We start from the raw sequence: 13,863 nt of genomic DNA on the forward strand, positions 1-13,863 counted from the left end.
TTTCTATCCTGCCGCCAGCCGCATGGCCAGCAGCGCTGTCCAGAATACCAGCGTCCAAGCCACCTGCGCGCGCCGCAGGGGCTTTTTCTCTTCCAAAAAGTGCAGCGCGCCGTCATAGCCTCGCGCCGCCATCGCATTCGAATAATTCCTCGACCGCCGCAGCGCCACGACGAGCAGGTTGGCCGCCGTGCCGCCGAACGAGCGGCAGGAGGTGCGGAAATCCCGCCAGCCCAGTCGTGCCGCCGCCGCGTCATACATACGGCCATATGTATCCAGCAGCACAAAAATAAACCGGTAGGTCAGATACATCAGCTCGGTCAGCAGGCTAGGCAAACGGACCCGATGCAGCACCGACACCAGCTCGCAGGCCGTTGTCGTGAGCGCGAGCAGATACATGGCGCTCACCGCGCCAAGCGCTTTGAGAACCAGGCCGCACGCAAAGCGCGCGCGGTCCCAGTCGGTACAGAGATAAAACCCGGGCAACGGCAGGCTCCAGTCACCGGCCGGCACGCGGGAAATATCGCACGCCACCGCCAGCCCGCCCAGCAACAGGAAGACCAGCGGCGCCCGTAAAAGTCCGATATAGGCGGACAGCCGCACCCCGCCCCTGACGTTTTGCAGCCACGCCAGCACGGCGATCACCGCAAGGGATACCACCGCGCGGTCTGCCGCCAGACAGATCGCCAGCGTCCCCAGCGACAGCACGACTTTGAACCCAGGGTTCCAGTCGTTCATGCCGGAGCAGTATGCCAGATGATCGACCGAGCGCACGCCGTGTCCGTTATGGCGCATATCCCCCTCTCCTTTCCCGTCCGATATTGTGCTTATTGTAGAGCCAACCCCGCCATTTGTCAACAGCACAGAAAGGCTGGTGCGGCACATTGCCGCACCAGCCTCCTGTTTGATTGTTTACAGACGCATCTCGAAATTCCCTGCAACGCCGATATCATCATGTACAATGATGAAAGCATCCGGATCGCGCTTGCGCACCGCACGTTTAAGTGCAAATGCCTCGTCCTTGGATACTACCGTCAGCAGCACATTGGTCGATTCCCGAGTATAGCCGCCCTCTCCATGCAGCCTTGTCACACCGCGCTGCACCGTATCAAATACCAGCTGTTCCATATTATCCAGCTTGGTGATAATCATGACATCCATCGTAATACGCTGGAAATGCACCCTGTCAAGCGTCAGGTTGGCGGTCACGGAATAGATAACCGAATAGATCGCCGCAGGCAGATTGAAGAATACCGCGCAGCAGCCGAATACGAGCACGTTAATCAGGATACATACACGTCCCACACTGAATGACGGGTTTTTCTGCGCCAGATACACGCACAATATTTCCTCCCCACCGCCGCAGCCGCCCGAAACCAGCGTAAGCCCTGCGCCAACGCCCGCAACCAGCCCTCCAACGATACAGGAGGTCAGCGTATCCGAAAAAATCGGCTGCTCTGGCCCCGTGATCACGGTCAGGAAAAAGCTGTACAGTCCGGTACAGACCAGCGTTTTGATAAAAAACGGCCTTCCCAGCTGGCTGTACGCCAGTATCAGCAGCGGGACGCTCATCAAGAAATACAGGATGCCCGCTATATCCGCGTTTCCAAGGCTGAGCCCCAGCACATTAACCAGAAATGCCCGCACCAGCTGTGCAATGCCCAGAAAACCGCCGCTGAACAGTCCCAACGGGGTGATAAATACGTTCATGCCAAACGAAAATAAAAACGTACCTGCAACAATCAGTCCCAGAGAGCGCAAGGACATATATTCTGCCAGACGGGTCCGAAGCTCCATTTTTATCTCTCCTTTCTGTCTGCGCAAAGCAAGGCGCGGCCCTTTCCGTGCCGCGCCTTCCAGCCTCAGCTTGCCTGGAAGCGGCTGAGGAACTGCTGTGTTTTCGGGTTCTGCGGATGCTCGAAGATCTGCTCCGGCGTGCCGCTTTCCGCGATCACGCCATCGCACATAAATACGGTCCGGTTGGAAACCTCGCGCGCAAATTGCATCTCATGCGTAACCACAACCATGGTCATGCCCTCTTTTGCAAGCTGACGCATGACCGCCAGCACCTCGCCCACCATCTGCGGGTCGAGCGCGCTCGTCGGTTCATCGAACAGCAGCATTTTCGGGTGCATGGCCAGCGCACGGGCGATCGCAACGCGCTGCTTCTGGCCGCCCGAAAGCTGTGAGGGGCGCGCGTTGATATACGGTGCCATACCTACCTTTTTCAGGTAAAACAGAGCGTCCTGTTTCGCCTCCGCTTTCTTTTTGTGCAGCACATGCACCGGTCCCGCCATGCAGTTCTGCAAAACCGTCATATTGTTGAACAGGTTAAACGACTGGAACACCATGCCGACCTTGGCGCGATATTGCGACAGGTCAAAATGCACGCCGCCGACCGCTTTCCCCTCATAGGTAATCTCGCCGGACGTTGGTGTTTCCAAATGGTTGATACAGCGCAGCATCGTTGACTTCCCCGATCCGGAAGCGCCGATGATGCAGACGACCTCTCCCGAACGAACCGAAAAATCAATGTCCCGCAATACGATATGCGAACCGAAATTCTTGCTCAAATGTTCGATACGCAGGACAGTATCCGTCTTTACGCCGGCACGCCCTTTCACGGCATCCACACTCTTTGCAGACAGTGCCATCGTATGGCGGTTCAAGGGCATAGTTCGGGTAACCTCCATGTTTCATGCAGCTCCTTTTCTCGTTTCAACTTAAATCTTTCATACGGATCATAGCCGCGGACAGCACCTGTCATGCCGGCGTCTCCTCCGCTTCTTCCAGAACATAATCTTTGGGACCCGCCAGGCGTTTCTCCACCAAGCGCACCAGCGCAGTCGTTACCGTTGTCAGCACCAGATAGATCATACAGATCACGGTGAACACTTCAAAATAGGTAAAAAACTGTCCGGCAACCGATCGGCCCACATAAAACAGCTCACCGACCGTGATTACACTCAGCACCGAGGTGTCCTTGACATTACTGATCAGGTAGTTTCCAATCTGCGGCACCACATTGCGGAATGCCTGCGGCAGGATGACCAGACGCATCGTCTGACCGCGCGTCATGCCAATGGCTTCCGCGCCCTCGTTCTGCCCCGGATCAATCGACTGAATGCCACCGCGCACCGTCTCAGCCATGTAAGCGCCTGTATTGATCGAAACGATAAACAGGCCGCAGGTGACAGGGTCCATATCCGCGCCGAAATAGGCTGAGCCGTAAAAAATAACCATGGCCTGCACCATCATCGGCGTACCGCGAAACAGCCAGACGTAAAACGCAATCACTGCGCGCGCGACGCGCAGCACTGCTTTGCGCAGAGTACTATCATCCGGTTCGATTTCAAGAGCGGAAACCGCGCCGGCCAGAAAGCCAATCAGGCAACCGAGCGCCGTTCCCGCTACCGCGAGAAACGCGGCAATTTCCGCGCCCTCCAAAAACGAAGATCCATAATTCTGGATAAAATACAGAACCCTTTCAAAGAAGTCCATACTACCTATGTCCATGGTAAGTAAAAGCCGCCTTTCCGTTTGGTCACTGGTTCAGCGGCTGGTTCTGACAGGCCGCGTCCATCATCTTGTTTTTCTCCTCATCGGTGATCTTTTCCAGCGCGTCATTCAGTTTACCGACCAGTTCTTCATTACCCTTGGTTACGGCGATCGCGACATCGAGCTGCTCAGCCGGCACCTCAAACCCGCTCTCCTCGTCCAGCTCGACAATTGCTAATTCCGGATTGGAGATCAGCGTACCCTCCGCAGTCGGACGGTCGAGCAGTATCCCGTCCACCGTACCCGCGTTGACCGCAACCACCAGCACCGGCACGCTCTCCATGGCCGCCTCCTTGGAGGCACTGGGAATCTGGTCAATTACATCATACCACAAGGTATTGAGCATCGACGTCGCCTTGATGCCGGACAGTTCGTCGAGCGACTTTGCCGAAGCATACGGGCTGTCTTTTTTAACGACCATCACCAGATCAGGCGAATAATATGGCTCTGTGAAATCCATTTGTGCGCGGCGCTCTTCCGTCGGGGTAATCATGGAGATCGCGCAGTCCACCTTGTTGGACTGCACCGCCATCATCAGGCCATCCCATTCATATTTATACGGCTCCAGCGTCAGGCCAGCTTCCTCGCAGACACGTTTCATAAGGTCCACCTCAAAGCCGCACAGGTACTGCTCCGTCCCCGTTATCTGGATCGCGCCGTGCGCATCCGTATCCTGCGTCCAGTTTGTCGGCACGGTCATACCCTCAAACCCTACGCGGAGTACACTGCTGTCCGCTGTGTCCGAGGCTTCGTTGCCCCCGCCGCAGCCGGCCAGCAGACTGGTACACAGCGTTGCGGTAAGGAACGTGGCTACAAGCTTTTTTCTTATCATAAGTCATTCTTCTCTCGTTATTTATTTCATACAGGCGTCCGCCTCTACGAATACCTATATTTTAAGCCGCGATTTTGAAATTGCAACCATTGTTTGCATAACTTAATCCCGCATTAACAGCGCAGCTTTAATTTTCATTCCGTTTTAATGCCGCTGCGCGCCTCCAACTCCCAGCACCGCAAAATCCCTCTATATTTTTCCTTGACAATAGACTTACACGGTTTCATATGTACCTTCCGGCTTTGTTTTGTGGACAGCCGCCAACACGGCAGACGCATCGCTTAAAACACCTTTCTGTCAAAAAAGCAGCAGACCGCAAACCGGTCTGCTGCTTTTCATTTCCATTGATTTACCAAAAATGACGACGTTTAAAAAAATACAGACAGATACAAACAACCACCGCGCTCAACAGAATTACAGCCGGATAGCCGAATGTCCAGTGCAGCTCCGGCATATAGGCAAAATTCATCCCATACCACCCTGCAATCAGTGATAAAGGAAGGAAAACCGTTGTGACGATCGTCAGCGTTTTCATAATCCGGTTCTGTGCAATATCGATCTGCGCCTGATATTCCGTACTGATCTGGCTGGCATACTCGCGCAGCATCTGCGTTTCATCCCGCAGGCTGTCCACCCTGCGCGCAAAATATCCCAAGCGCTGCAGGCTGGTTGAGTCAAACCATTCCGGCACATTCTCCAAAACCGAATCCGCCATATCGTTGAGCTGTGCATAGTAACGGTTGAAGCGGTTAAGCTCCTGCCGCAGAGCGCTCATTTGGTGGATGAAACGGCTGACTTTCCCCTGAAGCACATCCTGCTCCAGACTGGAAAGGCTCTCTTCCAGCCGCTGAATATGGGGAAGCTCGTCCTGTATCAGAACAGACAGGAAATCTACAATAAAATCTGCGGAGCCAGCGTTTTTGTGTGCGCTCAACTGGCCTACCCTGTGCAGGCACACCTGCACAAAATCATCATAGGCGACCAGCAACACATTGCTGCCGCACCAAGTGAACGCACAGTTATGCGTAGCCTGTCTGGTGTGCGCCGGCACATGGAAGAAGCCGGCAACCTGGCCTGCTTCAAAAGTAATACGGCAGTACCGCTGTTCCTTGCCGCGCATAATATGCGGCGGGGGGCGCAGCCCCATTGGCAGCGGCGCGACAGACAGCTCCTCGTGCGGGATGACGGCCAGTATATTCTCCCAAACCTCAGGCGGCTCCTTTCCCAAAAGGCGCACCCTCTCTTCCATCCGGTAATAGCAGGACATCCCATCCCCTCCTCTGCTGTCTTATTTCCATGGGCCTACCTGAAACAAAAAACCTGAGCCATACGGCTCAGGTTTTATAGTGGTGGAAGTTAACGGGATCGAACCGCTGACCCTCTGCTTGTAAGGCAGATGCTCTCCCAGCTGAGCTAAACTTCCATATGGTGACCCGTGCGGGACTCGAACCCGCGTTACCGCCGTGAAAGGGCGGTGTCTTAACCGCTTGACCAACGGGCCAAGGGAAATGGTAGCGGTAATTGGACTTGAACCAATGACCTTTCGGGTATGAACCGAACGCTCTAGCCAACTAAGCTATACCGCCATATGCTTTTCCCTGCGTCGCCCGTTCGTTGGCGACGATAAATATTATATTGCAAATATGTCGTATTGTCAAGTGTTTTTTGCTTTTTTCCTCAACTTTCTTTTTCCAGACCATCCAACACCTGCTCATAAAACGTCCTGTCCCATTGGTGTGTGTTGGAAAGCTCCTCTGCCGTCAGCAGGAAATACTGATCGGACACATATTCTCCCCGATCCGGCACAGGATCATCAAAGGTGCAGTCAATATAATAGGTTTCCCCGTCCAGCCGGACCGCATTCCATCCATGATTCATCTCCTCCGAGGCGATATAGACCGCACGCAGCCCAGCGGCTTCGCACAGCATACCGTATGCGCGGCCATAGCCCGCACATACAGCCTTATGGTCGAGTAATGCACCGTCCGCCGCAAAAGGCGCTGCCGCGCCGTCAGGCGCCGCTTTACCCGCTGTATCCGTATCATATTGACATAACCGAACCAGGGCGTCGTGCAGGGCGCGCAGCTTCTGCTCCTCAGACATGCCGCTGTCCACCGTTTCCGCCGCCAGCGCCCTTGCGTACGACCAGGCCTGCTCCTGCCGTGCGGGGCGAGAAAGCTCAACCCGCAGTTCGATCGTCTGGTTAGGACGCGTGGTCGCGTGCAGCGCAAACGCATAGGGATACCGCGCCTCCAGCGCGCTGTACACCGCATCCAAGTCGATCTCCTCCGTGCGGAACGTCACGCTCTCTCCGCCGTCCCTGACCGCCTGCTCCAGCAGCGCCGCTGCCTCGAACGGGCTCTGCACCCGCGGCGCTGAAAGCCGCGGATACAGCAGCGTGCCTGCGATACCGCAAAACAGCGCAGCGCCTGCCAGCAGCTTACCGAAACGTGTCAATTTGCGCGCCCCCTTTCCAGAAAACAAAGCGGACGGCCCAGCCGTCCGCAATTTATTCCGGATATAAAATCACATCAGCTTAACGGTATAGTATACCGCTGTAATGAACAGATATGCCGCGCCCACGCCCAGCGCAACCAGCATGCAGGCGGGAACGAACAAGGTAACCGCCACCAAAACGGTCATCAGCAGTGGAGTCACCGTGAGCATAGTGTACGCATTGCGGCTGAACTGCGAATCAACCGTCTCGCCGCGGAACTTGAATTTGCCCTTTTTCCCGTGCAGCGACCAGACGCAGATCAACTGGATCACCGTCAGCACGGCCATAGCGCCGAGCGCCACATAGGCCAGCGAACCAAAATTGGACGAAGCGAGCGCACGGTGTACCACCCACATCAGTCCAAGCGCGACGCCCGAATCCACCGCGATCAGGAAAAATTCCGGCGCGTAGGAATGATATACCAGATAATATACCGCCAGCACCGGAAGCACCACATAAAGCACCTTGATCGGCTGGATGCCCAGATAGTTGATGACCGACATGGAAAGGATGATCACAATGCTCACAATCAGCACATTGCGCCCGCAAATCAGCCGGCGTGCACCGGAGCGTTTGCCTGAAAGCTCGCGTGCCAGCAACCAGATGCCCCACAGCGCCCCAACGATGCCGATTCCCAGCAGGATCTTGATCATCAGGAACCCTGCCATGACCGTACTTCCATAATTGAGCAGGCGCTGCAGCACCATCAGCACCAGAACGCCGAGCAGGCAGATGCTGAACACGGTTAACACCTTATTTGTTGTGTATTCTTCCTCACTGATTGGCTTTTTGCCCACATTGCTTTTGGCCAATGCTTACACTCCCTCTTTTTTGTACTCACATATTGCCGCCCGCATATAAAACGGCGGCCAGCGCCGCAACCGGCGCGGTTTCACACCGCAGGATTCGCGTGCCGAGCGATACGCTTCTCAGCCCCGCCCTGACGGCGGCCTCGGCCTCTTCCAAGGTGAAGCCCCCTCCGGTCCGATCATCAGCGATACGGTCCTGCCAACACCGTCCGCGAGCGCGTCCCGCAGGCCGGTCTTTTTCTCATTTTCATAAAAGAACAGCGCAGTCTCGCTCTCCGCCGCCTGTGCGACCGCCTGCTCCACTGTTACCACCGCGCGCACGCGGGGCAGCCGTCCTCTTCCGCACTGCTTGGCGGCCTCCGCGGCGATCTTCTGCCAGCGCTCCACCTTTTTTTCGGTCTTGTCCGGCCGCGAGACACAGTTCTGTGAAAGGTAGGGTACGATCTCGCTCACACCCAGCTCGACCGCCTTCTGCACGATAAATTCCATTTTATCGCCCTTGGGCAGCGCCATAAACAGCGTCAGCCGCTGCCCTGGCTCGGTCGCCGCCGGATGGCGGTCCCGCACATGGCACAGAACCGCGTCTTTTTCGATCTGCTCCACCGTGCAGTCATAGTCTATCCCTTCGCCGTCGCATAGCGTGAGCGCCTCGCCCTGCCGCAGCCGCAGCACGCGCCCCGCGTGGTGCGCATCCTCGCCCCGCAGAACCAGCAGGCCGTTTTCCGGCTGCCGGTCAACAAAGAATCTTGGCATGGTAATCAAATAACCTTTCCTATTCTAACAAAAAAACCTCCGTTTGGCAAGTGAACATTCCGTGAATCATTTTTTCGCGGCAAAAGCGCTCCAATCCTTGCTTTCCTCCCGCGATAAAATCACAAAGCCGGTTTGTTCCAGCGCCGCGGCCACTTCGGACGCGCGTTCGTTCAGGATACCCGAGCAGATCAGCACGCCGCCCGCCGCGAGCTTGCCCGCAAACATCGGCGCCATGCCGATGATCACGTCCGCCACGATATTCGCCACGATAATCCGGTAGCCCGCGCCGATCTCCTCCGCAAGACCCGCGTCGCGCAGTGCGTCGCCGCAGAGGCCGCGGCCGATTGAGACATGGTTCTTTTCCGCGTTCTCCCGCGCGGTTTTCAGGCAGTTTTCATCAATATCGACCACCGTCCGCACATCCGCGCCCAGCATCGCGGCCGCGATGGCCAGAATGCCCGAGCCGGTCCCCATATCGAGCAGCGCGTCCCCGGGCCTGACGTACCGCTCCAGCGCGGCCATGCAGAGCTGGGTCGTGTCATGGCTGCCCGTACCGAAGCTCGAAGCCGGATCGATTTCCAGAATACGGCGCCCCTGCGCGTCGTCCACCCTCTCCCACGAGGGCTTGATGAGAAAGCTCCCGCCGACCGGAAAGGGCTTGAAATACTGCTTCCAGCCCCATTCCCAGTCCTCCTGACGGGTCAGCGCGGTTTCCGTACACAGGCGGCCCCAGGCGTGCGCTTCATCCCGCGCCTTCAGGCTTTCGAGCGATGCGCGGATGCCGGCGTACTGCTTCGCGCCCTCGCCGCTGTCCGGCAGGTATATTTTCAGGCAGGTCTCCTGCGCGCGCTTTTCGCGCACCAGATCCTCGTCTACATAATCCCAGTATATCTCGGTATCCTTCAAAAATTCCTCAAAATCCGCAGCGTCCTCCAGCACATAGCCTTCCACGCCATGCTCCTCCAAGAGCGCTTCCACCGGCCCGATACCGGCCGTTGTGGTATAGATTGTGACTTCTTTCCAGTCCATCCAAAGCCTCCCTGTCATTTTTTCTCCGTATGCCGCGCATGAAACGCGCGGCGCAGATACAGCGGGCTTTTGCCCCTTATAGCCGTATCAGGCCGTACTTCTGTTCCAGATAATGCAGGACGTCCTCCGGCTGCTCCCAGGTGCCGTCGTACAGGGCCAGCCCTGCGTATACGCGCAGCCCCTGCTCGAGCAGGTCCGCGGATTCCGCGCACAGGCAAAGCGGCCGCGCGATCATATACTGATACTTCTCCAGCGCGATCACATCATCCTCGCATTCCAGCACCAGCTTGAACGCGCCCGCGTCCTCTTCCGCGTCCAGCAGCGCTTCCTCCAGGCGCGGCCCGCATTCGATCTCATCCGAAATATCGATCGTCGGGTCGATAAAGTGTACGTTCGTGCCATCCGGCGCCAGGATGAAGTCATCGTGGTCGCGCGGCACCAACCGCCCGCCGGTATGCGCGTCGATCGCCTGCAACAGACGCGCCTCGTCGTCATGCTCGACCGGCAGAAATACCTCGGTATTGTACAGCGTGGTCTGGGCGCGCAGCCATGCAGAATGTACGGATACGCCAAGCGAGAGCCGCGCATACGGTGCGGCCATATCCAGCGCCTCCGTGATGGATTCCGGCTCGTGCGCGGTCAGGATAACAGTGGTCACACCGATGCGCTGCAGCACGCCGACCGCCGCGCGTACGTCCGTGCCATCCACCATATGCCCTTCGTCGTCCTCGATCAGTAGCTCGGCAATCACCGTGCGGCCGGTCAGGTCGCCCAGCGCCAGCACGGCCGCGCGCAGAGCAGCGAACGTCTGCGCCCCCCGCAGGTAATAAAACGCGGCGCCGTCATGCAGCAAAGGCCGGAACGCCTGCTTGCACAGGCTGATGTAGCGCATCGTGAGCGGGCGCTCACACGTTTCCCTGTCCGGCACGGGCGGGCAATCGAGCGGCAGCCCGACCGGCAGGCCGTCGAGCGCCTCCGCCCACTTCGCACAGGTCGCCCCATCGGGCGCGAGCGCGCCGGCGAAGCATTCCGGACGCGACCGGTAAAGCGGCAGCGCCTCCGGTCCTGTCAGCATGAGCTGCGGTTTATGGCTGTTCTGGCACAAAGGAATGTCCAAAATCTATCTTCCTCCCAAGAAAGACGGTAACTCAGTTTTTCTTCCAGCTGCCGTCGGGCAGCGCGGTATATTGTTGCGGCTCTTCCGCCGCCAGCTTGCACAGCTCCAAAGCGGTCTGCAGCTGCTGGTCCAGCACAAAGGTCTGCCCATCCAGCGTCTGCATCGCCCCGTCCAGCGCCTGCAGCAGCTCAGGCGAGGCATACAGGTCGGGCGCCAGTTCATAGCTCTCGCAAAACGCGGCCACCGCGTCCAGCACGTTTCCGTCAAAGGTGCTGGTCGCCTCGTCGATCAGCCCGAGCAGTGCGAGGCGTTCGGTCATGGCGTACACATCGTCCGACTGGTCGCCGAAGCGCAGGGTCCTGGTGGTGTCCAGCGGGGACAGGCCGGCGCCGTTGACCGTAACCTCTCGGTTGCCGATCTGGATATCCGGCGTCAGGCCGACGCCCTCGTAGCAGCCCTGCTTTGGCAACTCAAGCTCAAGCGTGGTGATCACCAGCTTGTCGCCGTTGACCAGCGGGAAATGGTACTGCCCCTGCCCCTTGCCGTAGGTCTTTTCCCCGATCAGGAGCGCGGCACCGGTGTCCTGCAGGCTGCCCGCGAGCAACTCGGCCGCCGAGGCCGTGCCGCCGTCCACCAGCACGATAATCTGGTTGAGCGGCAGACCGCCGCCCGTGGAGAACGTCTGTTCCAGACCGCCCATATCGCTGCGCCAGCGCACGCCCGCCAGATAGACCTCCGCCTCCTGCGTCATGGCATCGGCCATCCTGAGCGCGATATCGATCACGCCGCCGCCGTTGCCGCGCAGGTCGAGGATGACCGCGCGGGTGTTTTTCTCATCCAGCCCCTCCCAGATCTCGGAGAAGGCGGCCCAGTCGTTTTGCGACCCGATCGCGCTGACCTTGATGTATTCCACGCCGTCGGCCATGGTTTTGCTCGAAACATAAACCTGGTTGACCTGACGGCGCACGCAGTCGACCTCGATCTCGCGTCCCTGACGGCGCACGGTGAGCGAAACGCGCGTACCCTCCTCGCCGCGCAGCCGCTCGGCCGCCTCGGCGCTGGTCAGGCCGGACGCGTCCTCCCCGTCGATCCGGACAATCAGGTCGCCGATCTCCAGGCCGGCCTCCTCAGCCGCGGAATACCGCAGCACCTCGCCGATCTGCACGCCGCCCGCAGTCTCCTGCAGGCCCACGCCGATGCCGATAAAGCCCTCCAGAGTCGAAAAGCCCTGCGTGTACTCCTCGCTCGACAGGTACATGGAATGGGTATCCAGCAGGGACAGAATATCGTTGACGACATGGTACAGCTCCTCTGGATGCTCTTCCAAGTATTTATTGATATAATTCTGCAGAATATAGGGGTCGTTCTCCGCCTTCAGGCCGAACGCGTCGATCAGCGCCCACACTCCGTCAAACCAAGTCTCGCTTTCCCCATCCTGCGTCACCGCACCCGCCGGCACGACCAGCAGCGCGCGCCGCCAGGGCGAGCGACACCAGCCTTTTTACGAATTTTTTCATTTGCTTCTCCATTTCCGTGTCCTGCGCGCGCATGCGGCAGTCGGGTCACATCGTTTCGGGCGCTTCCACGCCGATCAGGCCGAGCGTGTTCGCAATCGCCTGCCGCGCCGCCAGGCACAGCGCCAGGCGCGCCGCGCACAGCTTTTCATCCTCGCACTTGATGCGGCACGCATTATAGAAGTGGTGGAACTGCTGCGCGAGCGCCACCGCGTACTTGTTCAGGCGCGAGGGGTCGCGGCTCTGCGCCGCCTGCGCGATCTCCTCGGGCAGCAGCGCGATCGCCTTGACGAGCTGGCGCTCGTCCGCGCCGGTCAGTACGGACAGATCGACGGCCGCCGTATCCGGCATGGGTACGCCGCCCTCCACGCAGTTTTTGATGACCGAGCAGATGCGCGCGTGCGCGTACTGCACATAATACAGCGGGTTGTCCGAATCCTGCTTGACCGCAAGGTCCAGGTCGAACTCCATCTGGGTTTCGGCCGCGCGGGAATTGAAGAAGAACCGCGCCGCGTCCACAGGAATCTCATCGAGCAGGTCGGTCAGGGTCAGGCTTTTGCCCGTGCGCTTCGACATGCGCACGACCTCGCCGCCCTGCATCATGCGCACGAGCTGCATGAGCACGATCTCCAGGCGGTGCGAGCCGTCCAGACCGAGCGCGTCCAGCGCGCACTGCAGACGCTTGACGTGGCCGTGGTGATCCGCGCCCCAGATATTGATGACGCGGTCGAAGCCGCGCTTTTCAAACTTGTTGCGGTGGTAGGCGATATCCGCCGCGAAATAGGTGTAAAACCCGTTCGCACGGCGCAGCACGTCGTCCTTATCGCAGCCGAAGTCGGTCGAGCGCAGCCAGAGCGCGCCGTCCGTGGTTTCGTAGGTCGCACCCTTCTCGGTCAGCATATCTATGGTTTCCTTGACGTAGCCGCTCTCATGCAGCTCGCTCTCGCGGAACCATACGTCGTAATTGATCTTATAGCGGCCCAGGTCGCGCTCCATGCGCGCAATGTTGGTGGGCAGGCCGTAGCCCTCGATGATGGCGAAGCGCTCCTCGGGAGTCTTGTCCAGCAGGCTGTCGCCGTACTGCCCGACCAGGTCGTGCGCGAGCGCTTTGATATCGTCACCCTGGTACCAGGACGGGTCGAATTCGATCGCGTCCTCGCCGCGCACCTCTTGGATGTAGCGGCCCTCGACCGAGTGGGCAAACTTATCCACCTGGTTGCCCGCGTCGTTGATGTAGAACTCGCGGGTCACGGTGTTGCCCGACCAGTCCAGCACAGCGGCCAGGCAGTCGCCCAGCACGCCGCCGCGCGCGTTGCCCATGTGCATCGGGCCGGTGGGGTTGGCGGATACGAACTCCACCATCACCTTTTCCGGCGCAGGGGTCTGGGTGCGGCCGTAGTCCGCCCCCATCTCGAACACGTTTTTGACCGCCTTTTCATACCAACCCTGGTTCAGCGTAAAATTCATGAAGCCCGGGCCGGCGATCTCCACCGTGTCAAAGCAGCTGTCCGCCAGGTCGAGGTTTTCCACAATCGCCTCCGCGATCTTGCGCGGCGCCGTGCGCAGCGGCTTAGCGCACTGCATGGCGAACGTGGAAGCCCAGTCGCCGTTCGCGGCGTCCTTGGGCGTTTCCACCGCAACGGGCGGGATGTCGCCTTCCGGCAAAACGCCTGCGGCGACCGCCTTGTGGTAAGCCGCCTCGACGACCCGCGTCGCCTCGGCGCGTGCAAATTCATATGCGTTCATTTATTCACTCT

Annotated in this window: 12 protein-coding genes, 3 tRNA genes and 1 pseudogene; all 16 read right to left on the bottom strand. The window is 58.8% G+C overall.

Annotated elements, in window-relative coordinates; all coding sequences use genetic code 11:
• Positions 1-3: 3 nt before the first annotated feature.
• Positions 4-792: a cobalt ECF transporter T component CbiQ gene (gene cbiQ / locus RX717_RS13730; protein WP_054327005.1), complete on the bottom strand. Its 789-nt coding sequence runs from the start codon at positions 790-792 to the stop codon at positions 4-6.
• Positions 793-909: 117 nt separating this feature from the next.
• Positions 910-1,794, bottom strand: coding sequence for a YitT family protein (locus RX717_RS13735; protein WP_107631594.1), 885 nt, complete (start codon positions 1,792-1,794; stop codon positions 910-912).
• Positions 1,795-1,859: 65 nt separating this feature from the next.
• Complete coding sequence (locus RX717_RS13740) at positions 1,860-2,651, bottom strand: amino acid ABC transporter ATP-binding protein (protein WP_054327056.1); 792 nt, start codon at positions 2,649-2,651, stop codon at positions 1,860-1,862.
• A 109-nt stretch (positions 2,652-2,760) separates the two neighbouring features.
• A complete protein-coding gene (locus RX717_RS13745) occupies positions 2,761-3,513 on the bottom strand; it encodes an amino acid ABC transporter permease (RefSeq protein WP_107631593.1) in 753 nt (250 codons plus the stop codon).
• A 28-nt stretch (positions 3,514-3,541) separates the two neighbouring features.
• Positions 3,542-4,387, bottom strand: a complete 846-nt coding sequence (locus tag RX717_RS13750; protein ID WP_054327007.1) for a transporter substrate-binding domain-containing protein — start codon at positions 4,385-4,387, stop codon at positions 3,542-3,544.
• 349 nt (positions 4,388-4,736) lie between these two features.
• Entirely contained in the window at positions 4,737-5,654 is a 918-nt protein-coding gene (locus tag RX717_RS13755) for a magnesium transporter CorA family protein (protein ID WP_107631592.1), read from the bottom strand.
• 80 nt (positions 5,655-5,734) lie between these two features.
• Positions 5,735-5,810 (bottom strand) — tRNA-Val (locus tag RX717_RS13760).
• A 3-nt stretch (positions 5,811-5,813) separates the two neighbouring features.
• Positions 5,814-5,888: transfer RNA gene (locus RX717_RS13765), tRNA-Glu, on the bottom strand.
• A gap of 8 nt (positions 5,889-5,896) precedes the next feature.
• Positions 5,897-5,973 (bottom strand) — tRNA-Met (locus tag RX717_RS13770).
• Between the two features lie 91 nt (positions 5,974-6,064).
• Positions 6,065-6,844 carry a transglutaminase domain-containing protein gene (locus tag RX717_RS13775; RefSeq protein ID WP_054327009.1) on the bottom strand — a complete coding sequence of 260 codons (780 nt, stop codon included), beginning with the start codon at positions 6,842-6,844 and terminating at the stop codon, positions 6,065-6,067.
• Positions 6,845-6,913: 69 nt separating this feature from the next.
• Complete coding sequence (locus RX717_RS13780) at positions 6,914-7,696, bottom strand: hypothetical protein (RefSeq protein ID WP_054327010.1); 783 nt, start codon at positions 7,694-7,696, stop codon at positions 6,914-6,916.
• Between the two features lie 25 nt (positions 7,697-7,721).
• Positions 7,722-8,446 (bottom strand): annotated as a pseudogene (locus RX717_RS13790) (16S rRNA (uracil(1498)-N(3))-methyltransferase).
• 66 nt (positions 8,447-8,512) lie between these two features.
• Positions 8,513-9,475, bottom strand: a complete 963-nt coding sequence (gene prmA / locus RX717_RS13795) for a 50S ribosomal protein L11 methyltransferase (protein ID WP_107631591.1) — start codon at positions 9,473-9,475, stop codon at positions 8,513-8,515.
• Between the two features lie 76 nt (positions 9,476-9,551).
• Positions 9,552-10,592, bottom strand: coding sequence for a hypothetical protein (locus RX717_RS13800; protein ID WP_107631590.1), 1,041 nt, complete (start codon positions 10,590-10,592; stop codon positions 9,552-9,554).
• A 31-nt stretch (positions 10,593-10,623) separates the two neighbouring features.
• Entirely contained in the window at positions 10,624-12,051 is a 1,428-nt protein-coding gene (locus RX717_RS13805) for a S41 family peptidase (RefSeq protein WP_316960396.1), read from the bottom strand.
• A gap of 103 nt (positions 12,052-12,154) precedes the next feature.
• Complete coding sequence (gene argS, locus RX717_RS13810; RefSeq protein ID WP_107631588.1) at positions 12,155-13,852, bottom strand: arginine--tRNA ligase; 1,698 nt, start codon at positions 13,850-13,852, stop codon at positions 12,155-12,157.
• Positions 13,853-13,863: the final 11 nt, after the last annotated feature.

This window comes from Intestinibacillus sp. NTUH-41-i26 (assembly GCF_032769475.1).
In the GTDB taxonomy this organism is placed as follows: Bacteria; Bacillota; Clostridia; order Oscillospirales; family Butyricicoccaceae; genus Agathobaculum; species Agathobaculum ammoniilyticum.